14 protein-coding genes and 1 tRNA gene are annotated in these 25,393 nt (G+C 65.1%); 6 read left to right on the top strand and 9 right to left on the bottom strand.

All coding sequences use genetic code 11. The annotated features are described in order from the left end of the window. The first annotated feature begins 213 nt into the window (after positions 1-213). From J7643_02455 to J7643_02445, 3 genes are all read left to right on the top strand, one after another. Positions 214-10,164: a hypothetical protein gene (locus tag J7643_02455; GenBank protein MBO9539436.1), complete on the top strand. Its 9,951-nt coding sequence runs from the start codon at positions 214-216 to the stop codon at positions 10,162-10,164. Between the two features lie 128 nt (positions 10,165-10,292). Beyond that, positions 10,293-12,431 carry a PQQ-binding-like beta-propeller repeat protein gene (locus J7643_02450; GenBank protein ID MBO9539435.1) on the top strand — a complete coding sequence of 713 codons (2,139 nt, stop codon included), beginning with the start codon at positions 10,293-10,295 and terminating at the stop codon, positions 12,429-12,431. Between the two features lie 51 nt (positions 12,432-12,482). Further along, positions 12,483-12,857: a DUF882 domain-containing protein gene (locus tag J7643_02445; GenBank protein ID MBO9539434.1), complete on the top strand. Its 375-nt coding sequence runs from the start codon at positions 12,483-12,485 to the stop codon at positions 12,855-12,857. A gap of 358 nt (positions 12,858-13,215) precedes the next feature. On the opposite strand, the gene J7643_02440 is transcribed toward J7643_02445, so the two are convergent. After that, the gene (locus J7643_02440) at positions 13,216-13,812 is read right to left on the bottom strand and encodes a DUF4865 family protein (GenBank protein ID MBO9539433.1); all 597 of its coding nucleotides are present in this window, start codon (positions 13,810-13,812) and stop codon (positions 13,216-13,218) included. A gap of 66 nt (positions 13,813-13,878) precedes the next feature. Then, positions 13,879-13,951: transfer RNA gene (locus J7643_02435), tRNA-Asn, on the bottom strand. Between the two features lie 177 nt (positions 13,952-14,128). Between J7643_02435 and J7643_02430 the strand changes: the two genes are divergently transcribed. Beyond that, complete coding sequence (locus J7643_02430; GenBank protein ID MBO9539432.1) at positions 14,129-15,352, top strand: LCP family protein; 1,224 nt, start codon at positions 14,129-14,131, stop codon at positions 15,350-15,352. 10 nt (positions 15,353-15,362) lie between these two features. Then, a complete protein-coding gene (locus tag J7643_02425) occupies positions 15,363-16,064 on the top strand; it encodes an ABC transporter ATP-binding protein (GenBank protein ID MBO9539431.1) in 702 nt (233 codons plus the stop codon). Between the two features lie 60 nt (positions 16,065-16,124). Here the strand turns inward: J7643_02425 and recA are convergent, their stop codons facing one another. The 7 genes from recA to J7643_02390 form a co-directional block, all read right to left on the bottom strand. After that, complete coding sequence (gene recA / locus J7643_02420) at positions 16,125-17,231, bottom strand: recombinase RecA (protein MBO9539430.1); 1,107 nt, start codon at positions 17,229-17,231, stop codon at positions 16,125-16,127. Between the two features lie 198 nt (positions 17,232-17,429). Beyond that, positions 17,430-18,527, bottom strand: a complete 1,098-nt coding sequence (gene rpoD / locus J7643_02415; protein ID MBO9539429.1) for an RNA polymerase sigma factor RpoD — start codon at positions 18,525-18,527, stop codon at positions 17,430-17,432. A gap of 128 nt (positions 18,528-18,655) precedes the next feature. Continuing rightward, positions 18,656-20,860 carry a primosomal protein N' gene (priA, locus tag J7643_02410; protein MBO9539428.1) on the bottom strand — a complete coding sequence of 735 codons (2,205 nt, stop codon included), beginning with the start codon at positions 20,858-20,860 and terminating at the stop codon, positions 18,656-18,658. Between the two features lie 4 nt (positions 20,861-20,864). Beyond that, entirely contained in the window at positions 20,865-22,058 is a 1,194-nt protein-coding gene (gene coaBC, locus J7643_02405) for a bifunctional phosphopantothenoylcysteine decarboxylase/phosphopantothenate--cysteine ligase CoaBC (protein MBO9539427.1), read from the bottom strand. A gap of 4 nt (positions 22,059-22,062) precedes the next feature. After that, entirely contained in the window at positions 22,063-22,251 is a 189-nt protein-coding gene (locus tag J7643_02400) for a DNA-directed RNA polymerase subunit omega (GenBank protein MBO9539426.1), read from the bottom strand. A 37-nt stretch (positions 22,252-22,288) separates the two neighbouring features. After that, the gene (gene gmk / locus J7643_02395; GenBank protein ID MBO9539425.1) at positions 22,289-22,864 is read right to left on the bottom strand and encodes a guanylate kinase; all 576 of its coding nucleotides are present in this window, start codon (positions 22,862-22,864) and stop codon (positions 22,289-22,291) included. A 252-nt stretch (positions 22,865-23,116) separates the two neighbouring features. Then, the gene (locus J7643_02390) at positions 23,117-23,641 is read right to left on the bottom strand and encodes a hypothetical protein (protein MBO9539424.1); all 525 of its coding nucleotides are present in this window, start codon (positions 23,639-23,641) and stop codon (positions 23,117-23,119) included. Between the two features lie 346 nt (positions 23,642-23,987). Between J7643_02390 and J7643_02385 the strand changes: the two genes are divergently transcribed. Further along, positions 23,988-25,376 (top strand): KamA family radical SAM protein, encoded by a 1,389-nt coding sequence (locus J7643_02385; GenBank protein MBO9539423.1) that lies wholly within the window; start codon positions 23,988-23,990, stop codon positions 25,374-25,376. Positions 25,377-25,393: the final 17 nt, after the last annotated feature.

The following is a 25,393-nucleotide window of genomic DNA, read 5'->3' as shown; positions in this document are numbered from 1 at the left end:
CGTCCCCACCATGCGGGTGGCGTCAGTGCCAGGCTGGAATTTTTTATGATTGGCAATATGTCTATTGATTGATAGGCTATCATTCGTATTAAGTACTTAAATATTATTTTAAATTAATGAATATATGTTTCTGATTTGGCATTCATTTGCCGAATGAGGGGCGGCTTCGACTTAACGGGGGAACTCGATCCCCCTGGCCGTGGAGAATGACTCATGCCTGCTGATGATCGCAACTTGCCCACCTACTTGCACGTTCTTTATGCCGGGCGCGGCGACGCCATGATCATCCAGGACGGGGACAAGCTGATCATGCTGGACGGCGGTCCGATGGGCTATGTCCACGGATCGCGTGGCGCCGCGTATTACCGGTATCTTTGCTCGGCGGTGGCCCGGATCAACCGCGAACTCCGGGGCGACGTGGATCACGTTACCCCGGACGCGATCATCATCAGCCATCCGGATGAGGACCATTACGGCGGCCTCGTCGAATTGCTGCAGACGTATCTTAACGAGGACCCCAGCGCGAGGCCGACCTGGCGTAAGAACCTGGTTTTCAACGGCCCCCTCCTGCTTCCGGCCATCGACGGTTCTTCGGTCGTCGAAGCGGCGCTCAGCGGCCACCAGTTCACCTCGACACCCCATGCCGGCCTGTCGGGTTACACGCTCCACGGTCCGGGAGGGATTTCCGAGTATCGGCGTGGAGGCCCCCGTCGTCTGGCGCGGGACTGGAGCGTCGATTCCTCCGGAAACAACCTCAACAGCATTCTCATGGCCCATGACGCGACGCGCATGGTCTTCACGGGCGACAGTATCGGGGCCGCGATCGTCCCGTTCCTCGAGTCGAGGCTTGCGGCCTGGCAGGGCGAGCCTCTTTCGATCTTCAAGGTGCCGCACCACGGGAGCTTGCGGAACTCCCAATACCGCACCAGCATCGCTCCAACCCTCACGGAGTCGGCCAAGGCCGATTACTTGCTCAATCTGATCCTGACGTTCGCAGCGGACCCCACGGATCTGGAGGTGCAGCGCGTCGTACGCTCGCTCGGCAGAGAAGTGCTGGAGACGATTTCGGCCCAGCACGGCGGAGAGGGGCTGGAGAACGCGGCCGACCGGTTGGGGTATCCCGACCTGGGGGTGGCGCTTCACGATCTGGGTTCAAAGCTCTTGACCGAATCCCAGACCATCCTCGAAACCGTCATTGGTTCGGCGAAGGCGGCGGGTGTCGAGCTGAAGGATGAGATTAAAGCCCTAAAGCAAGCGGCCAAAACGCGCCTCGATGATCTGGAACAGCGCATCGCAGCCGTCCAGGACGACAATTATCAGATTGAAACCTCGGTGGACGGCAATCGCTCGATCGCGCTCATCCGCTCCTTCAAGCAAAAGGCGCTGGAGTCTGAACACTTCTACGTATCGAGGGTACGTTTCTCCCGGCATGCGACGCCCGTTCTTGGGTCTTGGTACAAAGTCCTGATGGAGTCGAGCGCGGTCGATTTCTTCATGGGGCGGATCGTCTTCAAGGAGCTCACCGTATTCTACATGAGCTTCGAGGCCAAGGCCTACGTCATCTCCGCCAACGGCTCCTACGGCCACCCTTCACCTGAAACCATTGCCGCCATCGCGACCGCAGCCAAGGAGAGGCAGCGGCAGGTCCGCTTGTTCGTGACGGACGGCAAGAGCGTCAAGCGGGATTCGGTGACGCGGGTGGCCGGAGCAGGCTGGGAGCAATACCTCGAGATCCGCTACCTCGCGAGCACTGCATCGATGGTGCTCGACCCTGCCCAGGCGGATAGCGCCGCCATCGATGTCTACGGGAGAACCGAAGAACTGCCGGCTGTCGCCGTGGATCTCGGCGCGCTGCATGGCTGCCTTGAAAGGAATTTCCAGCCGCTCCCCGATCGGGGCGTGCCAGCCGACCAGTACGAGATTCAGGTCGTGGGGCAATCGGATCAGCCCTTGTACCTGGGGCTTTCGAGTAACAATCTGCCCGTCGTTCGGAGTCGGCCGACTCCTTTCACGATCAGCGAGGCCCATGATCTGGGTGCCCGAGGCTTCAAGGAGATTCGCGTCACCTGCGAGGCCCCAGACGCGATGGGGGATAGCGTCGCCTACCAAAGCTTCGTCTTCTCTTGCGAGTGGAGAGATGAGACGGAGTTCGTGCTCGTCTGGGACCCTTTTAAAGGCCTGAATCCCGATACCTACGTCACCACCGATGCGGACAACGCCTTCCGGACCGTCGACCCGCAAAATCCGGACATCGCCGTCTTCCGGGTCAACCGCATTTCGCCCGATGCGGCTCCTCTCCTCCGGAATGCTCCGATGCCGCGCCTATTGGCGAACGCATCGGTCCCGCTTCGGAAGTTCTTCGAAGATGCCGGCATCGCCCATGAAGGTCCCATGACGGCGCCAGACGTGCTGCGGGCGCTCCTCGGTCCCGAGAATGCGACCGAGATCCTTCGCCAACTTCAGCTCCAGGACGACCCACAGGGACTTGACTGGCGGGTAGACCTGGACGGGGCGAGCGTGACGTACGAGGCCCAGGGCTTGACCGTCACGGAGGCGGCCTTCGCGCTCGTTCCGCCCGAAGGGGCCACGCACGTTTCCGGTGCCCGCGTGACGATCGCCTGGCACGACGACTTGATCGTCGAGCTGATCCGAGACCCCTTGCGTGCCTCTTTGCCGCAGCCGGCTCGCTTCTCGCCGTTGACGACCTACCTGGATTCGATTGGCATCCCTCAGGACCAATGGACCGGCTTGCGGGTCGGCAATCTGCTTACTTATATGCTGGGCTCTCGGCTTCAGGCTGCCACTACTCTGCTGAAGCTACCGGCGTTCTTGAACGAGATGACGAGTGGCGCTTCGGAGCTGCCCGCTTGGACCATGGATCTCGGGCGCTCGAGAATTCGGACGTTCCCCACGATCACAGGCCAGCGCGAGGTCCTACAGGCCGACTTGACCTTGAACGCCGGTTCGCTGAGGCTTCCCGCGCCGATGGCCGGCTTGGACCTGAGCTTGTCCAACCTCGTCCTGACCGTGACAGACGCCCGTCTTCCGACCCTGGCCATGGCGTTGACGGCAAACGCATCGCTCAACGGCGTCTCGCTTGAGGCGGTCATTCCTATGACTACCGACCGGCCGAGCATGCAGTTGAAATTGCCCGGCAACGCCACGCTGGGCGACCTGGCGGGCCTGGTCCCGGGCCTTTCGGGGCTCGAAGGCCTCGGGATTCCGATGGGGGCGGGGCTGCTCGGCTCGGCGGCGAACCTCTCCGACCTTGGCTTTACGCTCGCAGCGGTCACCGAAGGGACCCATACCTACCACCTGACCTCGGTCTCCGGGACGCTCACGCTCGACTGGGCGGCGATCCTGCCCGCGGGTTTCCCCGCGCCGACGACGACGACGATCAAGTTCGAGGTCTTTGATCCCCTGATCCCCGAGGCCCGGCGCGTCGGAGTCGGGGTGGACTTCACGTTTGCCGTTCCGGAGAGCGGCAAGCAGGTCATCGCGCATCTCGCCGCCTGGCCGCTCGCCGGGGCGATTCAGGCCACCCCGTCCCTCTCCGCTGCGGAAGAGGCGAATGCCTACGCCTACACCCTCGAGCTACGCTCGCCCCTCGACGCTCCCCCCGCCTCGCTGACCGAGGTGCTGAGTGCGGTGAGCTACGGCGCTTGCCTGGATACATTGGGGAGCACGCTCCCGCTGCTCGCCGACGTGCTGAATGCCGTCACGCTGCGCCAGGCGAGGCTGAGCCTCATGAGCGGCGACGCTGGCTATGCCTTCAATGAGGTGAGCCTGGACCTCGCCATCCCGGAAACCTGGACCGTGATCCCGAACGTCCTGGCCTTGCAAGGAGTCGAACTCTCGGCCCGGTATTTCGCCGAGGCATGGTCGGGCGCGCTGAGCGCCACGCTGCTTTTGGGAACCGGCGTCGCGGTCTTCGGCTCAGTCAAGCTTCCGAGCTTGACCGAGCGGGGCTCATTCCGCTTCGTGAACGTCCAGAAACTGAGTGTCTGCGGCATCATCCACGACGTCCTCGGCCTGCCGGATCTGAGCGGCACGCCGGTTCTGGGGGCCCTGCTGTCGACCACCCTCGATACGTTCGAGGCCGACCTCGCCTATCGGATCCAGGCACCTGGGGAAGCACCCCAGCTCGGCCTCACCCGTGCGACCGCCGCCTTCAACCTCGACACGCTGAGCGTCGGGCCGCTGTCGCTCTCCGCGGTGGCCGTCTCCGTCACTTACACCCACGCCGATCCCAAGGCCTACCCGGGGATTCCCTTCCAGCCGTTCACCACCTTCGAGGCCGAGGCCTACCTGGGCTCCTCCGCCGTGGCCACCCTCGCGTACGACGGCCAGGCCGGCACGCTTCGAGGAACGCTGCGCTCTCTCGGCAATCGGAGCGTGAGCGATATGATCGCGGAGCTCCTCGGCGCGCGCGTGCCGAACGCCTTGCTTCCCGTGATCGGCGGCATGACCGTCACCCATTCCAATGTCGAGCTCGATACGGAGAGCCTGAAATTGCGGGCCTTCACCATGGCGCTGGCGGCGGATGCGTCGCTCACCGTGGGGACCTTGGCGGTCACGCGCCTGAACCTGGCGTACCGCGCAGCGAGCGATTCGGACGCGGCGCGCTACCAGCTCTCGGGGGTCATCCAAGGTAGCAACCTGAATGCCGTCATCGTCATCGATTGCCTCGCTTCCGACGACGCGACCGCGATCACGGCCTCGATCAGCAGCCTCTCCGAGACGCAGCGCCTCACCTTGTCCGGTGTGCTGGGCCTCTTCGGCCTTGCGACGCCCGATGTCCCGGATGGGTGCCCCGACTTCCTCGACCTCGAGGTCTCGACCGTGGCGGCGACCCTGACGCGCTCGGCCGCATCGTCGGGATTCGAGCTGAGCGCGCTGGACGTCCTCGTCGCGTCGAGCGGTCAACTGGTCGTCCTGAAGTCGCCGACCATCGCGCTTCGCGACCTGCGCCTCAACGTCTCCTACCGGGCGGATGCCCAACCCACGACGATGGGCATCGTCTCCGGGCGCTTGAGCGTCGCGGCCGGTGAACCCATTTCCGGGCAGGTGCCCGCGCTGGCCGATCTCTGGCTGGCCTATGGGCGTGATGCCGAGGGCAGCTTCTATCGCGGTGATCTGGCTTTGGGCAGCGGCGCGCTCGCCTACGCGGACCTGCTCGCTCAGTTCACCCCTGCGGGGAGCATCGCTTGGCCAAGGGATCTGAACCTTCCTGACACCATGCCGGCCGCCCGCCTGAGCATCGAGGTCCGGCCGGAGCAATCCATCGAGCTCTGGACCTATGCCGACCCGACGCAATGGGAGTTCCAGCTCGGCGGGCAATCGCTGAGCCTGGGCCTTCTGGGGGGCCGGGTTCGCGTCCTGGCTCCCGCCGACGCGCAGGCCACGGCGATCTACGAAGCTTGCCTTTACGGTCGTCTCAGCGCCGGGGGCTACGTCACTGCGGAGGCGCGCCTTTGGCTCGGTAGCGCCCAGAACACCGTCATCACCGCCGTGGTTAGCCCGGACGACGGCGTCTCCGATCCGCTGGCCTCCCTCACTGGCCAGTTCGCTTCCGCCGATCAGCCGGCCTGGAACACCCTGATCCCTGCAGCAACGGCGCCGCTTCAGTTTGCCGGCGGAGCCTTCATGTACCTCGATCTGACGGAGGACGTGCTCGCCCTCTTCGGATCCGTCGGTGACCTCGGGACCGGCTCCTTGCTTTTCAGGCCCTCGGCCGCCGGCACGAGCCGCCGTTACCTGTTCTCGCTCGGTCTGCGTCCGGACAAACTGCTCGGAAGCCTCTGGCCCTCTTTGCAAGAGGCGCTGGATGCGACGATCCCCTTGGCCAGCGCCGGAGCCGTGGTCGCCTCCTACGAGGCCAGCGGAGCCGAGCTGACGCAGACCGTTCAGGCAGTCTCCGCCTACGCGGCCACCCATGATGTCCCCTTTACCACGCCTTTCTCGGGAATGACGCTGGCCCCCGACTTGCCCGTGCCTCGGGGCATGGTCCTGTACGCCAACCTCCAGGTTGCCGATTCGGGCGCCTTGTCTCGTCTGCTGAATCACTTTGCTTCCAAAGGGACCCTCCGGGCTTCCGTGTTCTTGGTCGCACGGGTCGACGACGCGAACCGCCTGGACCTCAAGGTCGAGGGAGCGCTCACGTTCGGCGGGATGGAGCTGAATGTCCGGCTCTACGTGGTCGACGGCGCCCCCAAGGTGGCCGCTGCCACCCTCATCGCCGATCTGTCCATTTTGGACCTCTTCGACTCCGTCGTCTCGGGTGTCGACTGGCCGAGCGATTACTCACCGCTCACCTTCAAGCGTGGCGCCGTCTACTACGCCGACCTGCCGGACGGCAGTGCCGCGACACTCGACGGCCACCGCTACGTCTCCGGCTACCACCTCCGCGCCGAGGTCGAGATCTTCGGGAAGCTCTTCCTCGTCGACGCCGAGCTTCCGGCGGACCGTGACGGGATGCTCCTGACCGGCACGTTCCCGGGCTCGCTCGATCTCGGACTCGTCGAGTTGACGTCCTATTCCTACACGGATGCTCAGGGCGTGACGCACGTGACGCCCGGCCCGACCATCACCCTCGACAGGCGAAAGTCCCGTCAGACCGTCTATATGATCCAATCGGGCCTGAAGATCTTCGGCGTCGACTTCCTGCAAGCATCGTTCGCGTACGTCTCAAGCCCCATCCCCGCGGATCGCTACTATCTCGGTGAGGCCCATTACCAGGGCACCCTGCTGGGCATCGAGAATCCGCAGATCGCCTTCAGTTATTCTGACGCCAAGGGCTTCCGCCTTACGAACTTCCCGGCCATCGGGGATTGGCTGGATGCGCTCGATTTCGCCAAGGAGCTGCGGGAGGCCTCGAAGAATCAACCCTGCAAGGAATTGGTGGACCTGGTCTTCGACAAGGCCATCAAGACTTCCTGTTCGGTCACCGTGGCGCAAGCCGAAGGGGGCGAACCGGTCTCCTCCGGCTCGCTGCATCTGGTCGTTTCTGGCACCTACTCGATCACCGTCGTGGGGAAAACCCTCGTGGACCTACCGCTGCCGGAATTGCCGGTCGTCTTGACCAAGTCGGGTGATGGCTTCACGGCCGAGGCCTTGTTCGCAAGCATCGGCAAGTCGTTGCTCGAGAGCGCCGTCGAGATTGCGGAGGCCTTGCTGGCCCAGACCGACAAGGTGAGCGAATTGATTGCCGTGATGGCCGTCGAGAACTACAGCAAGGAGCTCATCACCCGCCTACTCTGTAGGGGCATCTGCCCGCCCAACGTCAAGGATCGGGCCGATGACTTCGTCAAGAAGGCTCCGGATGATTTCTGGCCGTGGTTCGCGACGGCCGCAGGCCTGGCGGTCGCGGCAGGGGCCTTCGTGGCTCTGAAGCGACTGGTTTCGCATTACCCTGCCGCCGAGCGGGCGAAGGCCCTTCAGCAACTGGAGCTGGTCCGGACCGAGTTCGAACTGGCAAAGGCCCGGCTCGCGGAGAAGTTGAACTTCTCGGGGAAGCCCACGAGTACGTTTGTCGACGCCAAGACGGTGAAGGTGGATTTGGCGTCCACCAAGCCCACGATTCCCGAGTTGACCGCCAAGGAGGGCTCGTACGCCTTCGAGCTCGAATACAGCACGACGGCCGATTTCTCGGCCAGCACGACCCTGACGACGACTGAAACGAGCGTCCTGCTCCAGAGCGAGGCGTTCGCCTTCGTGACGCAGGTCTTCGTTCGGGTCAAGGCCGTGTTCACGTTCTTCCCGACGGCAGAAGGCGGCGACGACGTGCCCTCCGAGGACCTCATCTACCGCTCGCGTGATTGGGCGATCGCCGACATCGCCGATCATCCCGCTCAGCTCACGCCGCCCGCGACCGTTTCTCTCGCGCGCGACGATGACGAGCACTGGCGCCTCACCGTGACGCAACCGGATGCGCGGGCCTCGCGCATCCGGATCGAGGTGGTCGATACGGCGCATGCCGACACCGTGATCGCGGGGATCGACGTCTCGGAGCTGCCCGTCGGAGAGCCCGCAACGGCCCTGATTTCCGAAGAGGAGTTGGCGAACGCGGCGCCAGGTGCCACTCTGGTCACCAGAGCTCGCTCAGTTGGCGACGGGCAAGCCACCGCGGACTCGGAGTGGGTTTACGAGGCCACGGTGCATGAGACGCTGGCGGCGCCTGCAGGGTTGGCAGCCCGGGTGACCGATGGTCAGCTCTTGGTCACGTGGGACGCCGTTCCGGAGGCCGACGGCGGCTACGTCCTGGCCCTCAGGGATGCTGCAGGTCAGCCCCTCTGGCCGGACGTGGTTCAGACCTGGAAGGATGCGACGACCTGCGTCTTGGATGGGCCGGCCTTGTACAATGGCCTGTCGCTTCAGATCGGCGTCCGGGCGAAGTCTTCCGTCAAATCCGGCGTCTGGAGCCGGGTCCAGCAAACCTTCGAATTGCCAGAGCTTCCGACTCCAGGCGCGGTCGAGGCGATGTACTACCCGGATACCCGGTTGATCGAAGTCACCTGGGAGTCCGCAACCATGCCGGAAGGGGTTCGGTACTGGCTGGACGTAACGGTGATGAACGGGGACGCCGCGCGCGTGCGGGAACGCGAGACCGCCTCGGCCTCGCCTTACTTGCTCGGCGACGTGCATGCTGCCGATGGACGCCGTTTCGAGCTTTGCCTCACCGCCGTCATGCTGGATGCGGCGGGTCGCAGGGTTGCGGCGAGTCCGCCAACGCGCGTATCGCTCGCTCCGAGCAACTTCGTCGAGACTCCCGGCTACCTCGTCGAAACCCTCAGCCCCGGCGGCTTCACGTTCGAATGGCCAGGCACCTTCGATGACGGTCTCACGACCTACGAACTCGTCCTGGCGCAAGACGGAACCGTGCTTGGCCAAAAGTCGGGCCTGGCCGTCAAGAGCTGGGGGGAGACCAAGCTCGAGGTCCCGTTCGGCCTCGATGACGATATCCTCCTGATTCCTGGGCAATCGTACGAGGCGACCGTCAGGGCGAAACGCGAGCACTCGTATAGCTCGCCGAGGGCGCATGGCGTGCAGGCGCCGGACGCGCGGGCCTTCGCCGAAACGTTCGTCCGCTGGATCAAGCCGGTCATGGAGGCGGCCGACGCGTTGCGGCGGTACATCCCCCAGATGCCTCCGCGAGTCATGAGCATCACCTTGACGGCAGGCGGCTATCCGATGGAAGAGGTCGTCGCGGCGCTCGCGACCCGCTTCCCGGCGGTGTCGTCCGAGGAGTGGGCGCGGGTACGCGAGGCCATGGGCAACCCCTTGGCGATCGCCACCCTCCTCCTAGAAGACGGCATTTTCGGCAGCGAGGCGATGGGCTTGTTCAAGGCGCTCTTCGCTGGCCGTTATCCGGCTGCCGAGTGCTTTGCGTTCGCCCAGCTCTTCCACGCTTCGGCGGCACCGGTCACGGAAGTCACCGAGGCCATGCGCCAGCGGGGGCTGGAGCTTCCCCCGCCGCTCCTGGTGGCCGCTCTTCTGGCGGCAGGCTATCCGTCCAGCGAAATCGCGGCCTGTATCGGGCTCTCCGAGGCTGAGTGGGCACGTGCGGCGGAGACCTTGGTTCGTCCAGCGGCGCTCGCGGCGTTGCTGGATGACTTCGGGGTCTCCGACGACGAGCGCCGCTGGCTCTTGGCGTCGCGCTTCGGCCTCTCGACGCCGATCGCGATCGCCCTCGTCCTCAAGGCCGCAGGCCGGGACCGGGCTTCCCTGGGGGCGGATTTTGCGCCCGAACTCTTGAGCGCCATCTACGACCAGCCCTGGCAGCTGGGGGCCTTCCTGAAGGAGGCCGATTTCCCCGCCCAGAGCTTCGTCACGTCGCTCGGAGAGCTCTGGCTGGCCCAGGCATCGCCAGAGCTGACCCTCTTGGAGGCCATGGCCATCCTCAGGGGTGCCGGGTACGACCCCGGCGACACAGGGGCCCTGCTTCGCGTCGGGCGGTCGGCAACGGCGGATGCCTTCGCCGACGCGCTGATGCTGGTCACGAATGACATGATCGCTCCCCCCGGCCCAGGGATGGGCCTGGTGAAGGCCTTGCAGCGCGAGGGCGCGAACGCGGAGAGTGCGCGGGGCTACCTGCGGTCGACCTACCCCGAGTTGAGCGATGAGCAGGTTTCGGCTGCCGTTTCGGCGGCGTATGACCCTTCCTGAGGCGATGTTGAGGAAGTCAGAAGGAGAAAGACCCGATGCATGAGGCGTCAGAAGCGGAGATAATCGCGTTACTGTCCCGAACGCTCGACGGAGGCCTGGCAGCCCCACCCGAGGAGGGTTTGCCGCCCGTGGCCTGCCCGATGGTGATCCGCCCCAAGCGCCCGCCGGCGTTCATCGATCCCAGCAGCATGGGGCCGCTGGACCCGTGGCGCTTCGCCGAGGTCATGGCCAAGACCGGCTTCAGTGTCTCCGAAGTCGCGTCCCAGTTAATGCGCAAATTCGAGCGGATCACCTTGAATCGTGCCGGGGCGTTTATCCGAGTCGACCAGATCCTGTTCGGCGAAGTACCGGCATGCGTGTTTCAAGGCTTTCGGCGGGCCGGCATGCCGGTCGACGTGGACATGGTCGCTTCGGCGCTGGCGCTCAAGCCGATTCAACTGGCAATCGCTCTCAAGGAGGGCGGCTACTCCCAGGCCGAGGCGCAGGCCGCTTTCTCTCCAGAGATCGTGTCAGCGGTCTACGCACAGCCCTGGTGTCTCGGCCACGCCTTGGCCCAGGCGGGGCTCTCGGTCGCGGAGTTGGTCCCGCCTTTCGGCGGCGATTGGCTGACCATGGCGTACCCGGAGATGCCCCTGCTAGCAGTGATGGCTTGCCTGCGATCCGGTGGCTACGACCTGGGGACGGCTGCCCTCATCCTAAAGGATCGCTTCCCGGTAGGGGCCTCGGAGTTCGGACAGGCGTTGCGCTGGGTGGCGAATGATGCCGCCCACCCGCGGGGCCCCGGCGTCGGGATGGCGGCGGCCCTGCGGGTCGCCTGTCTCTCAGCTGCGGAGGCCATGGGTTACTTGCAGGTGGCCTATCCGAGACTGACGCTGGCGCAAGTCTCGACCGCCGTCACGCTGGCCTACGGTGCCGCGCCGGAGGCCGTCCGCTACTCCGACGAGACGATCGACTTGAGGCCCCTCGAGCCGCAAGCCCTCGTCACCGTCATGGCCCGGGCCGGGTATTCCGCGACGGAAGCGGCTTCGGCCTCGATCGTAGCGATTCCCGGCCTGCACTTCCTCGAGGAGCTGCCCGGCGCCTTGGAGCGAGGCTTCGCCGATGCCGGGAGGCCGCTCGACCCCGACAAGCTGTTCATGGCCATGGTGGATGCGGCAGCGTCTTCGCCCGTCGGGACGATCACGCCGCCTCCTCCACGGATCGAGGGCGCGAACCTTGCGTGGGCCTTGCCCCTCCGGGGGAGCCAACTCGTCGTCGAGCTCGGTGCGCCCCCGGAGGACTCACCCGGGGATCGTCCCCTCGTACGAGTCTTTGATTCGAATCGGGGGTCGACGTTGTTGCTGGACGCAACATCCGGCAAGGTGAGAGGGCGGATTCCTCAAGGTCGGGTCATTGCCGAGGGATACGGCCTGCTCATTGGGGCCGATCCTGGAGGCAAGGGGCTTACCGGCTATGAGGAAACCGGCCAACCGGTCTGGAAGATTCCCGACGGCGGCGCGTGCGCTTTCAGCGGAAAGGTGCTCGTCGTCGCCCACGCCGGCCTATTGGCGGCGTATGACGTGTTTTCAGGGCGCGTTCTCTGGGAGCTTAAGGATGCGGCCCTCTCGGGCGTGCATCCCAGGGAGCTCGCCTGTGGACAGGGGCAAGTCGTCTATTACTCAGGCAATCCTAAGGCCTCACTCACGGCGCTCGACGTACACACCGGCAAACCGACGTGGACGCGCCAAGCGCCTATCCCAGAGGACCCCAAGGCCGGCGGGGTATGGCTGACGATCGCCCGGGGTACGCTTTTCGTGGGAGCACGCCAGCTACACTGCCTAGACATGGCGACCGGCTCGGAGATTGCCGTGCACCCTTTCGACCTGCCGGCCAACATGTGGCATGTGGTCGCGGCGGAAACGCGCAACTCCGTCTTCCTCAAATGCGAGCACGCGGCCGACTTCGTCGAGGATTTTCGTGAAACCCGGCGCTGGTTCGTGAAGCGGTTCTGGCAGCAGACTCGGGAGGCCACCCGCCGCACCGTCGGATTCTACGGCGGGAATATCATCATGTTCGACGACGTTCCGGGGGGCACCGACGTCTCGGTGCTCTTCTTGGCTCCTCCTGGGGATCGGGGGATTCTATCCGAGCGGAAGTACGCGCTTCCCATGACGCTGAATCAGGTCACCCAACGAGGGGAGATGATCTACGTTTTTGGAAGCTTACGCGAGAACGCCGAACACCATTACCTGATGGCCTTTTCGTTGGACGTCACCATGCCCCAGTAATCGCAGCCAGCACCGACGGCGTCGACGCGCCCATCCAAGGGAGTACCAATCATGCAACTGAGTCCGCACTTTCACATACGGGAATTGGCTTGCCGCTGCGGCTGCGGTGGCGAGCATGCCGCCGAGATTCTCGCCAATCTCACCAAGGTCGCCATCATGCTGGAAAAGGTCCGGGTGGCCCTCGGGAATCGGCCGATCACCATCACCTCCGGCTTCCGATGCAGAGCCCATAACGCCAGGGTGGGGGGCGCGCGGCAAAGTCAGCACCTCAGCGGTCGCGCCGTCGATATCCAAGTCCAGGGGCTCACGCCCGCCCAAGTCCAGCAGTCGGTGAGGGCCTTGCCCGATGTGCATGGGATCGGCGAGCATCCTCGCTTCACCCACCTGGATATCCGGGGAAGTCGCGTCGTTTTCGACTACGCCTAGCCCGTATCATTCACGAGACTAGCGATTCGCGCTCGACGGATGACTTGGCGGGTGCTATCGCATGGGGGCAGCGTGAAACTTGGCAGGCAAAGTCTCGAATTCGATCGTCAGGATCCGTCTGTTCCTGTACGGCCTCAGCACCAGACGATTTTGACCATGTCGAGGCGCCGCCGAACGGCGGATCGCTAACTCGCGAGTTTGGTTCAGGCGAGCATCGGGGGCAGTGCCCCCGGACTGCAGCAAATCGGCTCCAAAGGTCTGATGGTGGTAGCCTCTCGGCCGCCGGATATGGGGGTGATACTGCGCGACGGGGGGCCGAAGTAGGTAAGCCCGGTAGGTGCACCATACGCGCTAGGGGCTAGCGCGTTGTCGCGTTCTCCATACCCACGATCTCAGCCAAGTGGGGCGTGCAAAGATGAAGCACCTCGTAGCGGACACCGGTATCCTGCGGAGCGCACTGCTCCCAGAGGGTGAAGCGGACCAGCTCCCACTGTCTCGGATCCAGGCCGATGGCCATGGTGTGCAAGCCGGGGGTGTCTTCGGCTTCTGCCAGTTGTTCCAGCTCGCGGGCAATAACAGTGCGAGGGTCCTCATCAAGGAGTAGGGATTGCGTCTGGCGCAGTGCGGCGCGAGGAAACGCCATACGGGCTGGACCTTGCACGCAGGCGACTCCCATCCAATGCTCGACCGAGGGTCTACCGAACGATTCGATGATGCCTTGGAAACCGCCACCGCCCCACAAGAAGCGGCTCATCCCCACGGCAGACGCCCAGAGGTAGAACGGGGCGTATTGATTCACCGACGAGCCGTTGATGCCACGTTCACGAATGCAGTAGGCCTTGAGCCCTAATCCAGGAAAGGCATCGAGCAGATGGCCCTTGCTTGCCACTCGCTCGCGGATGATCCGCATGTCGTAGTCAGCAGGCAACGTCAGCGCATACTGCATCACGTCCATGGTGGTTCCTTCCTTGTAAAAAATCGAAGGGCCCCGGATTTCTCCGAGACCCTCCTGACATTTTAGCTCCGCGTGCTGGACTCGAACCAGCGACCTAGTGATTAACAGTCACCCGCTCTACCGACTGAGCTAACGCGGAATATTCGGTATCGTTCGCCCCGCGAACAATTAAGACTTTATCAAAGGGCGGTTATGGTGTCAACAGGGTTCAAGCAAGAAGTTTTCAGCCGATCCATGAGGGCGCGAAGCCGCGCCGCACGGGGCTGTGCTACAATTTCGGAAGAATCAACCAAAAGAAGGATGGCCAAAACAGACCATGGGTAAGCCCGCCGCCTCCCGCGCTCGCCAGCAGGCGCGCTTCCGCCGCCGCCGCCAGGCACTCCTCATCACCTCGTGTGTCTTCATGGGCGCCTTCGGCGGTCTCTTCGGCATCCTGGGCCGCAACGTGCTCGCCTCGCCGCCCAGCTTCCTCGCCTCCTTCGGTAAGCAGCCGAGCCGTCCCCAGAGCATCCTCGTCCTGGGCATCGACGACAACTACGACCCCTCGGGCAAGAAGGTCCGTAACGAGCGGGCCCGCACCGACACGATCATGCTGGTCACGGTGCTGCCCGAGAAGCACCGCCTCCACGTGCTCTCGATCCCCCGCGACACCAAGGTCCTGGTCCCCGAGTACGGTACCGAGAAGATCAACGCGGCCCACGCCCTTGGCGGCACCGAGCGCACCAAGGAAGTGGTCGAGAACCTGACGGGCCTCCAGGTGGACCACGTGGTCGAGGTGAGCCTCAGCGGCGCCATCGAGTTCCTCGACAGCATGGGTGGCGTCGACGTCTTCGTCGAAAACCCCATGCACTACACGGACCGGACTGCCAAGCTCTTCATCGACCTCAAGCAGGGCTGGCAGCACCTGGACGGCAGGACCGCCGTCGGATTCGCCCGCTTCCGCCACGACGCCCTGGGCGACATCGGCCGGGTCTCGCGTCAGCAGCACCTCATGCACGCCGTCGAGCAGAAGCTCCTCAATCCCATCAACTGGTGGCGCCTGCCCCAGATGGCCGCGGCGAGCGGCAAGCTCTTCAGCACCGACCTCACGGCGGGCGAGCTGGGCGAGCTTGCGAACTTCGGCAAGAACCGTCCGGCGATCAGCTACACGACCCTTCCGGGGGACTTCGGCTACAATGGCTACTGGATCCCCAACCGCGGGCGGATCGAGACGCTGGTCGCCAAGCTGACCGAGGACGCCAAGCCCGCGAAGCAAGACGTCGAGACGGCCGCCTCGGTCGAGATCCTCTACGGGTCCCAGAAGGAACAGGCCGCCACCAAGGTCGCCGCTGCCCTCAGCGAACGGGGCGTGCTGGTCGTCCGCACCGCTCCGGCCACGAATGGCACGAGCACTGCAACGCGGATCATCGGGCGCAACGGCAATCCGGTCCACGAGCCCGCCCTCGCCGCCCTGATGCCCAACGCCCCTTGGCAAATGAGCGACGACACGACCCCGTACTCCGCCGATTACACCCTGGTCATCGGCCCAGACTATCGATGAGGCGCACCCTTTGAGCAAGATCGTGCTTCAAGCCGCCGAGGTCACCAAGTCCTTCAAGAAGGAAGGCCTTCAAGTCCTGCGCGGCGTCAGCCTCTCGGTCAAGCGGGGAGAGTTCATCGCCATCACGGGCCCGAGCGGCAGCGGCAAGAGCACCCTGCTCTACCTCCTCGGAGGCCTCGATCGCCCTTCGAGTGGCACCATCCACATCCAGGATCAAGCCACCACCGGCATGAGCGACAAGCGTCTCGCCGCGCTGCGCAACAAGGCCATCGGTTTCGTCTTCCAGTTCCACTTCCTGCTGCCCGAGCTGACGGCGACCGAGAACGTCATGGCGCCGCTGCTCATTGCCGGCGCCTCGACCAAGGAGGCCAAGCCGCTCGCCGAGAAGCTGCTGCACGAGGTCGAGCTCTCCCACCGGCTCGACCACAAGCCCGCCGAGCTCTCGGGCGGCGAGCAGCAACGGGTGGCGATCGCCCGGGCCCTCATCCATCGCCCGGCGCTACTACTCGGCGACGAGTTGACGGGGAACCTCGACACCGGGACCGGCGAGGCCATCTACCAGCTCCTGCGGCGCTACAACCGCGAGCTGGGGCAGACCATCATCGTGGTGACGCACAACCCGCAGCTCGCGCAGCACGCCGACCGGGTCATCGACATGGTGGACGGTCGGATCCGCTCGGTGATCAGCAACCGAGGCGACGTGGAGCGCTAAGCCCCTCTGAAAACGCAAGGCGGGCCGCCCGATGGGCGGCCCGCTTCGTTTGACGCTGGCTTACAGCGCGTCTTCGTCGTCCTCCTCGTCGAGCAGGTCGAGGACCGGCTCGGGAGGCGCCACTTCTTGGTTGATGAGGGTCAGCTTGGTGCGCACCAGGCCCTCGATCTCGGCGAGCAGGTCAGGCTGGCTCGCGAGGAAGTTCTTGGCCCCGTCACGACCCTGGCCGATCTTGTTCTCGCCGTAGCTGAACCACGAGCCGCTCTTCTTGACGATCTCGTGCTCGACGGCCATGTCCAGCACGCAGCCCTCGCGGCTGACGCCTTCGCCGAACATCAGGTCGAACTCACCGACCCGGAAGGGGGGGCTCACCTTGTTCTTGACGACCTTGGCCTTGACCCGGTTGCCGATCTCGACCCCGTCCTTCTTGAGCGTCTCGATGCGGCGCACCTCGATGCGCACGCTCGAGTAGAACCGCAGGGCGCGGCCGCCGGTGGTCACCTCGGGGCTGCCGAACATGACGCCGACCTTCTCGCGGAGCTGGTTGATGAAGATGACGATGGTGTTGCTCTTGCCGATGGTCGCCGTGAGCTTACGCAGGGCCTGGCTCATCAGGCGGGCCTGGAGGCCCACGTGGCTGTCGCCCATCTCGCCCTCGATTTCGGCCTTGGGCACCAGGGCCGCCACCGAGTCCACGACGATGATGTCCACCGCGCAGGACTTGACCAGGGCGTCGGCGATCTCGAGCGCCTGCTCACCCGTGTCGGGCTGGGAGACCAAGAGGTTGTCGATGTCCACCCCGAGGCGAGCGGCGTACTGGGGATCCAGGGCGTGCTCCGCGTCGATGAAGGCCGCGACCCCGCCCGTCTTCTGGACCTGGGCGACGACCGTCAGGCTGACCGTCGTCTTACCGCCCGACTCGGGGCCGTAGATCTCGACGACGCGGCCCTTGGGCAGGCCGCCCACCCCGAGCGCGATGTCCAGGGGCAAGATGCCGGTCGGCACGACGCCCACCTTGAGGCGGGAGTTGTCCCCGAGCTTCATGATGGAACCCTTGCCGAACTGCTTTTCGATGCCGGCGAGGGCGAGATCGAGGGCCTTGCGCTTGTCGGCCGCCATCTCCTTCGCGTTGTCCTTGGGGACCACCGTCGCTACTTCTTTGCCCATGTTGGTGCGCTCTCCTTTGCGGAAGGTCGGGAAGGCTGCTGGCAGCACGACGGGGGATGACCGTCATCCGCTCCCAGTGGATACGCATCAGAATATCGAATTATTGTTCGAAGGTCAAGCACATATGTTCGAAAATCTTTCGAACGCTAAACACGAGGAAACACCCCCGGCGATCGCCGGGGGTGTTTCCTTCTGCCCTTACTCGATGTACTCGATCATGCGGCGCTCGGACATCTCGTGCTTGAGCTTGGCCAAGGCCTTGCCTTCGATCTGGCGGACCCGCTCGCGGGTGACGCCGAAGATCCGCCCGATCTCCTCGAGGGTGTGGACGTTACCGTCCACGATGCCGAAGCGCAGCTCGACGACCTGACGCTCGCGATCCGAGAGGCTTCCGAGCAGGGCGCGGATCTCCTCTTGCAGGAGCAGCGACGCGACCGCCGAGGCCGGGCCTGGCGCCTCGCGGTCGATGATGAAGTCGCCCAGACGGCTGTCCTCTTCCTTGCCGATCGGGGTCTCGAGCGAGATGGTGTCCTTCACGATCTTCTTGATGTCCGCGATCTTCTCGACCGGCACGTTCGCCTCGGCGGCGATCTCCTCGTCGCTTGGCTTGCGACCGAGCCGCTGGGTCAGCCTTTGCGAGATGGCGCGCAAGCGGTTGATCGTCTCGACCAGGTGCACCGGGATGCGGATGGTACGGGCCTTGTCCGCCAAGGCCCGGGTGATGGCCTGCCGGATCCACCAGGTCGCGTAGGTCGAGAACTTGTAGCCGCGGGTGTAGTCGAACTTCTCGACCGCCCGAATGAGACCGAGATTGCCCTCCTGGATGAGATCCAGGAAGGAGAGGCCGCGCCCCAGGTACTTCTTCGCGACGCTGACGACCAAGCGAAGATTGGCCTCGATCATTCGGCCCCGCGCGCGCTGGCCGGCCTCGCCGGGCTCGCCCATGGCGCGGGCGATCCGCAGCTCCTCGTCGCCCTTGAGCAAGGGAATCGCCCCGATCGCCCGCAGGTAGGCGTGGACCGGGTCGGAAATCGGCACGGCCTTCTCGGCCTTAGCCTCCTCGTGGGGATGGGCCTCCTCTTCCGGGGGATGCTCTTCCTCTATGAAGCTGACGCGCAAGCCGAGCTCGTCCTGGGGGGGATGCTCCAACTCGTCGAGCTCGCTTGCCTGAGGGCCGCTAACATCGGTCAAGAGCTCATGCAAGAGCCGGCTATCGTGAGAATCATGGTCCTGCATCGCTCCCACCTTCCTGTATTCGCTGGGGCCCGACGCACGGCATGGGGCGGAAAGCGACATGCCTGGCCAGTCTGGTGGCTGGTTACGCCCTTATGGTAATGCGGAACGCGGATAAGGCAAGCAGCGAGTGAGCGTCGAGATCGGCTCACCTCGCTCATTTCAAGGCGAGCAAGGAAGGCGATCGGCCCTCACAGCAAGGAGTGCGGCTCCACGTCGATCGCCAAGCGCACGCCCTGAGGGCGTTCCACCTGCCGTACGGCTTCGCGCAGAGCATTGCGGGCATAGGGCAGCTCGGGGGTCTTGATCAGGACCTGCACGCGATAGCGGCCCCGCAGCTGGAAGAGCGGCGCCTCTGCCGGCCCGAGCGCCATCAGCTCGGGAAAAGCGAGCAGGCGATCCGCGAGGGCCTCGCCTACTTTCCACACGATGCCCGAATCCTCGGCGCTGACCACCACGTTGATCAGGTGCTGGAAGGGCGGATAGCGCAGCTCTTCGCGCTCCACGATCTCGCGCGTGTAGAAGGCGGTGAAGTCGTGGACCTGAGCGGCCCGCACGCTGGGGTGATCGGGGGCGTAGGTCTGGACGATGACCCGGCCCGGGATCTCGCCGCGCCCCGCGCGCCCCGCCACCTGGGTCAAGAGCTGGAAGGAGCGCTCCGCCGCTCGGAAGTCGGGAAGGTTGAGCGAGGCATCCGCCGCCATGACGCCCACGAGCGAGACGCGCTGCAGGTCGAGGCCCTTGGCGACCATCTGGGTGCCGATGAGCACGTCGCCCTCGCCGGCCGCAAAGGCGTCCAGGATGCGCTGGTGGGATCCCTTGCGGGTCGTCGTGTCCCGGTCGAGGCGCATGATCCGCGCCTCGGGCAGCAAGGCCGCCGCCGCTTCGGCCACTTGCTGGGTTCCCGCTCCGAAGTGCTTGATGTAGGGGCTCCGACAGCTCGGGCAGCGCTCGGGAGGCGCGGCGTGATGGTCGCAGTAGTGGCACCGTAGGGCCTCGCCCGCCTTGTGGTAGGTCAGCGACACCGAGCAGTTGGGACAGCGCACCGGCTCCCCGCAACTGCGGCACATGACGAACGAGGAGTACCCGCGCCGGTTGATGAGCAGAATCGCCTGCTCCCCTCGCCCCAGGTGCGCGTGCAGGGCATCGGTCAGCGAGCGACTGAAGATGGAGCGGTGGCCCGCTTCGAGCTCCGCGCGCATGTCCACGACCTCGACCGGCGGCAAGGGACGCGCGTTGACGCGCTCGGTGAGCGTCAGCAGGCGATAATCCCCCTGCTCGGCGCGGCGGTACGACTCGACCGACGGAGTGGCGCTGCCGAGCACCACTCGCGCACCCTCGAAGGCCGCCCGCTGCAAGGCCACGTCGCGGGCGTGGTAGCGAGGGGCGTTGTCTTGCTTGTACGAGCCCTCGTGCTCCTCGTCGAGGATGATGAGGCCGAGCCTCGCGAGCGGCGCAAAGACGGCCGAACGTGCGCCGATGCCGACCTGGGCATCGCCGTTGCGCAGGCGCTGCCACTCGTCGAAGCGCTCGCCCTCGCCGAGGGCGCTGTGCAGGACCGCGATCCGATCGCCGAACCGCGCCCGAAAGCGCGCGACGGTCTGCGGCGTGAGGGCGATCTCGGGCACCAGGACCAGTGCCTGCTCGCGCCGTTCCAGGGTTTCGGCGATGGTTTGCAGGTAGACCTCGGTCTTGCCGCTGCCCGTGACCCCGTGCAACAAGAAGACTTCGCCCGGCTCCCCGGCTTTGATCGCCGCGATCGCTTCAGATTGCTCGGGCGTCGGCTCTGGGATGGCGCCCCGCGAGGCGTTCGGAAGCTCCGGCGCGCGCCAGATCCGCTGGGTGGCGATCGCGATCGCTCCCTTGGCTTCGAGGGTCCGCAAGAGGCCCGGGGTGGTCTGGGCCGCGCGGACCAGATCCGCGAGGGTCATCTGCCCTCCGGCGCCGGTCAGCACGCCAATCACCTGCATCTGGCGCTTGGAGAGGTCCCCCGTCAAGCCATCCTGGAGGGTCACCACCAGCTGGGTCTTCTCCTTGACCGTCCCGTTCAGGGTTCCCCGCGGAAGGGCCATCTGGTAGACCTGGGCCACGGTGCAGAGGTAGTAGTCCGCGACCCACTGGAAGAGGCGCTGCAGCGCAGGGGGAACGATCGTGTCCCCCAAGAGCTCGCGGATGTCGCGCGCCGTCCCCTGGGGCGCCCGCGCCGGATAGGCGACCACGTAGCCGCTCACCCGCTGCTTGGGGCCGAAGGGGACCACTACCGCGCTGCCCACCCGCACCCGATCGCGCATGGCCGCCGGCACCCGGTAGGTGTAGGGGCGCTGCTGCGCGAGGGGGATCGAGTCGATCAAGACGTCCGCGTAGACGTCGGTCGCCTGGGGGGCAAGGGGCTCCATGGGCTCAGGGCTGCGGTAGGCGATCGGCGATCACATCCAGGATGCGCGCGGCGACCACCGTTTTGGGAGCGCGCGGCACCTCGCAGACGACGCCTTCGGCATCGAGCACGGTCACGGCGTTCGCATCCGACTCGAAGCCGATGTCCGCGCGCGACACGTCGTTGGCGACGATGAGATCCAGCCCCTTGCGCGCAAGCTTCCCTGCCGCGTAGCCGAGCACGTCGTCGGTTTCGGCGGCGAAGCCCACCACGAGCTGATCTGCACGCTTGCTGGGCGCAAGGCTCGCAAGCACGTCCACCGTGGGTTCCAGTTCGATGACCAGGCGATCGCCGCTCTTCTTGATCTTGGAAGGCGCGGCCGCAACGGGCCGATAATCCGCCACGGCGGCCGCCATCACGAGCACGTCCGAAGCGGCAAAGCGCTCCTCGACCGCGCGCTGCAGCTCGGCAGCGGTCGCGACCCGCACGACCTCGGCCCCAGCAGGGGCAGGCAGGCCCGCGGTGGTCACCAGGGTCACCTCGGCGCCTCGGGCGCAGGCGGCCTCGGCGATCGCATGGCCCATCTTGCCGCTGGATCGGTTGCCCACGTACCGCACCGGGTCGATGGGCTCGCGGGTCCCGCCCGCGGTCACGAGCACCCGGCGCCCTTGGAGCGACTCCCCGCGCCGCAGAGCCCGCTCCAGGGCCTCGGCGATCGCCTCGACCGTCGCAAGCTTCCCTGCTCCCACGTCCCCGCAAGCGAGCTCACCTTCGGCCTGGGGCGCGATCACCTCGACCCCGCGGGCGCGCAGGATGTCGAGGTTGGCGCGCGTCGCCGGGTGCTCCCACATGGCCGTGTTCATCGCGGGCGCGACCAAGAGCGGGCAGCGCAGCGCGAGCAGGGTCGTCGAGAGCAAATCGTCCGCGATGCCGTGGGCGAGCTTCGCGAGCCCGTTGGCCGACGCCGGGACCACCGCCGCGAGGTCCACGCCCTTGACCAAGTCGATGTGCTCGACCTGCCAGTCGTCACCGAGGGCGAACTGGTCCACGTGCACCCGGTGCCGGGACATGGTCTGGAAGGTGAGGGGGGTGACGAAGCGGGTCGCATTCTCGGTCATGACGACGCGAACCTCCCAGCCGCGCTTGCGCAGCAGGGAGGTCAGCTCGACGGCTTTATAGACCGCGATCCCGCCCGAGACTCCGAGGAGCAGGACGGGCATGGCTTTAGCCTTCTTGGCCGCCCTCGGCAGCCTTGCCTTCCTGGACCATCTCCTGGATGGCCAGGGGGATGGGCTTGTTGACCTCGATGCTGCCGTCGCGCTGGATGTCGTCCTTGAGGTGCTTGGCGCGGCGGGCGACGTCGAGCACCAGCTCGTACTTGTTGTCGCAGGTGGCCAGGAGTTCGCTGTGCATGATGAGGACCTTTCTGAGGTGAGCGTGGGCGCCCGGACTAGTGCGGGAGGTGCCGGCTGATGCGGCACCGTTCGGCGTTGATGATCGCCTGAAGCTTTTCGGCGGCCTTATCGAGGTCGTCGTTGACCACCTGATAATCGTAGAGGGGCAGGAAGTTGAGCTCGTCCACCACGACCGAAAGTCGCTGGCGGATGGCCTCGACCGCCTCGGTCTGGCGCTTGACCAGGCGCGCCTCGAGCTCCTCCAGCGTGGGGGGGAGCAGGAAGACGTAGACGCCGTGGGGCCAGCGCTCCTTGACCTGGATCGCGCCCTTGACGTCGATCTCGAGGATCACGTCGTGGCCGTTGCGGATCTGCTCCTCGACGTAGGCGCGGGGCGTGCCGTAGAACAGGCCGTTGACGAACTGGGCGTACTCAAGCAGGTCGCCATCTTCGACCATCTGTCGGAACTGCTCCTCGGTGCGGAAGAAGTAGTGTTTGCCTTCTTCTTCCCCGGCGCGCGGGGCGCGGGTCGTCACCGAGACCGAGAGGTTAAGCCCGGGCATCTGGGCCCGGAGCACCTTGACGAGCGTGCCCTTGCCGACGCCAGACGGGCCGGAGATGACGATCAGCATGCCCTCGCGCTTGCGGGTCGCATGGCGCTGGGCTTCGTCGCGTAAGTTGTTCCGCGTCGTTTCCAATGTCGGAATGATCCTTGTGACTGAAGGCGTTGAAGTCGCGCACTGCTCGCGGTTTAAACACCGCAAGAGTAGTCACCCATCTTACACCAGACCCGCGAACCGAAGCAAGAAAGCGCGCCTGGGCGGCCTCCAAACGACATTGGCCGGCGGACGAACCGCCGGCCAAGCCAATATGGAAGATTCGGACTAGAAGGACTTCGCCTTCAGCTCCATCTTGCTGCCCGTCGACTCCAGCTTGATGATGCCCACGCCCTTGGCAACCCACATGGTGGTCTCTGAACCGTCCATGGTGGCCTTGCCCTTGACGGCGTCCTTGAACTCGCCGGCCGCGACCGTCACGGTCTCGGTCTTCTCGTACTTGACGCCCGAGGCGGCCTTGCCGGGGCCCTTCTTGCTGAGGGTGTCGGTCTCGTCGGAGATGGTGGTCTCACCCATCTTGACGGTCATCTTGACGGTGGCAACACCGTCCTTGACCTCGGTCACCTTCCAGAGGGCCTCAGCGGTGCCCTCGCTGCCGGAAGCGGTGCTGGTGACGGCGTAGGTCCAGCTCATGTCCTGCTTGAACTCGGGATAGTAGCTCTTCCAGAAGTCCTCGGTCAGCTCCGCACCGGCGGTGGTGGGAAGGGTGTAAGGCGCGGGGCAGGCCGTCAGCGAGACGGTTCCGAAAGCGAGGGCGGCAGCGAAGAGACCGCGAACCAAAAGCTTGTTCATAGTGTTGATGAAACCTCAATGAGACGACCTGGCTGAAAAGACTCAGGCCAGATTGGGGAGTAATAACGGGATGGTCAAAACTTGATTAACCAATCCTTTACATTACCTTATCATAAAACGCTTACCATGTCTTCACGAAGCGTCATAAATGATTGCCACGCTTTCGAAGTCCGGCTAAAGTAGTGATGAGCGGCCCTGGCGCCCGCTTCGTCTTGTGATGCGCAATGGAGGTAGAACCCCTTGTCCTACGATCCTGCCTTTGGATGCGGCGACAAGCCCCAATACGGCCTGTGATCCTCTGTCATCTCACCCCGTGCTTGGTATCTAGATGACAGGAGACATTACGATGCAAACCGCCGAAACCGCCCCCAAGGTCTACTCCGAGGAGTCCGTCCCCCACATCAAGCCCCCGGCTCCGCCCGAGGCCTTCGCCCACAAGAACCTCCGCGAAGGCGAATTCTGGCGCGAGATCCCGGCCTACCGCGACGTGGACACCGAGACCTTCCTCAGCCACCTTTGGCAGGGCAAGCACTCCATCACGACCGTCGAGAAGCTGATCGAGACCATCCAGGACCTGGCCCCCGCGGACTTCGTCGAGGACGCCCGCGCCGGCTTCGCCAAGGCCCCCATGTCGGTGCGCGTCTCGCCCTACATGCTCTCCTTGATCGACTGGAAGGATCCCTACAACGACCCGATCCGCACCCAGTTCCTGCCCCTCGGCTCGCGCCTGATGGCCGATCACCCCAAGCTCACGCTCGACTCGCTGCATGAGCAGGAAGACGCCCCCACCCCGGGCCTGACCCACCGCTACCACGACAAGGCGCTGTTCCTGCCCCTCGACATCTGCCCGGTCTACTGCCGCTTCTGCACCCGCTCCTACGCGGTCGGCATGAACACCGAAGAAGTCGAGAAGATTCAGCTCTCGCCGAGCGCTGCGCGCTGGGCCAAGGCGTTCCAGTACATCTCGGAGCGTCCCGAGCTCGAGGACATCGTCATCTCGGGCGGCGACACCTACCAGCTGTCGGCCAAGAACATCCGCCTGATCGGCGAGACCCTCGTCAACATGCCCAACGTCCGTCGCATGCGCTTCGCGACCAAGGGCCCGGCCGTCATGCCGATGAAGATCATCTCGGACACCGAGTGGTTCAACGCCATCTGCGACGTGGCCGACATGGGCCGCAAGATGGGCAAGGAGGTCGTCCTCCACACCCACTTCAACCACCCGAACGAGATCACCTGGATCACCGAGAAGGCGATGCGGATGTTCTTCGAGCGCGGCGTCTACGTCCGCAACCAGTCGGTGCTGCAGCGCGGCGTCAACGACAAGAAGGAGACCATGCAGCTCCTGGTCAAGCGCCTCGGCCATATCAACGTCCACCCCTACTACGTCTACCAGCACGACATGGTCAAGGGCGTCGAGGACCTGCGCACCACCATCCAGACCGCCCTCGACATCGAGAAGTGGGTCCGCGGCTCGACGGCCGGCTTCAACACGCCGACCTTCGTCTGCGACGCCCCCGGCGGCGGCGGCAAGCGTGACGTCCACAGCTTCGAGTACTACGACCGCGAGAACGGCATCGCCGTCTACACGGCTCCGAGCGTCAAGAAGGACGAGCACTACCTCTACTTCGATCCCATCGACCTGCTCAGCCCCGAGGCTCAGGCCCGCTGGAAGGACGACGCCCAGGTCGAGGCGATGATCGCCGCGGCCAAGCAGAAGGCCGGCGTCCTCTAAGACCCCGGCCCCGCCTT

This window comes from bacterium (genome assembly GCA_017744355.1).
Taxonomy (GTDB): domain Bacteria; phylum Cyanobacteriota; class Sericytochromatia; order S15B-MN24; family UBA4093; genus JAGIBK01.
Note: the sequence above shows the minus strand (reverse complement) of the source record. Positions and strands in the feature narration are given on the sequence as shown.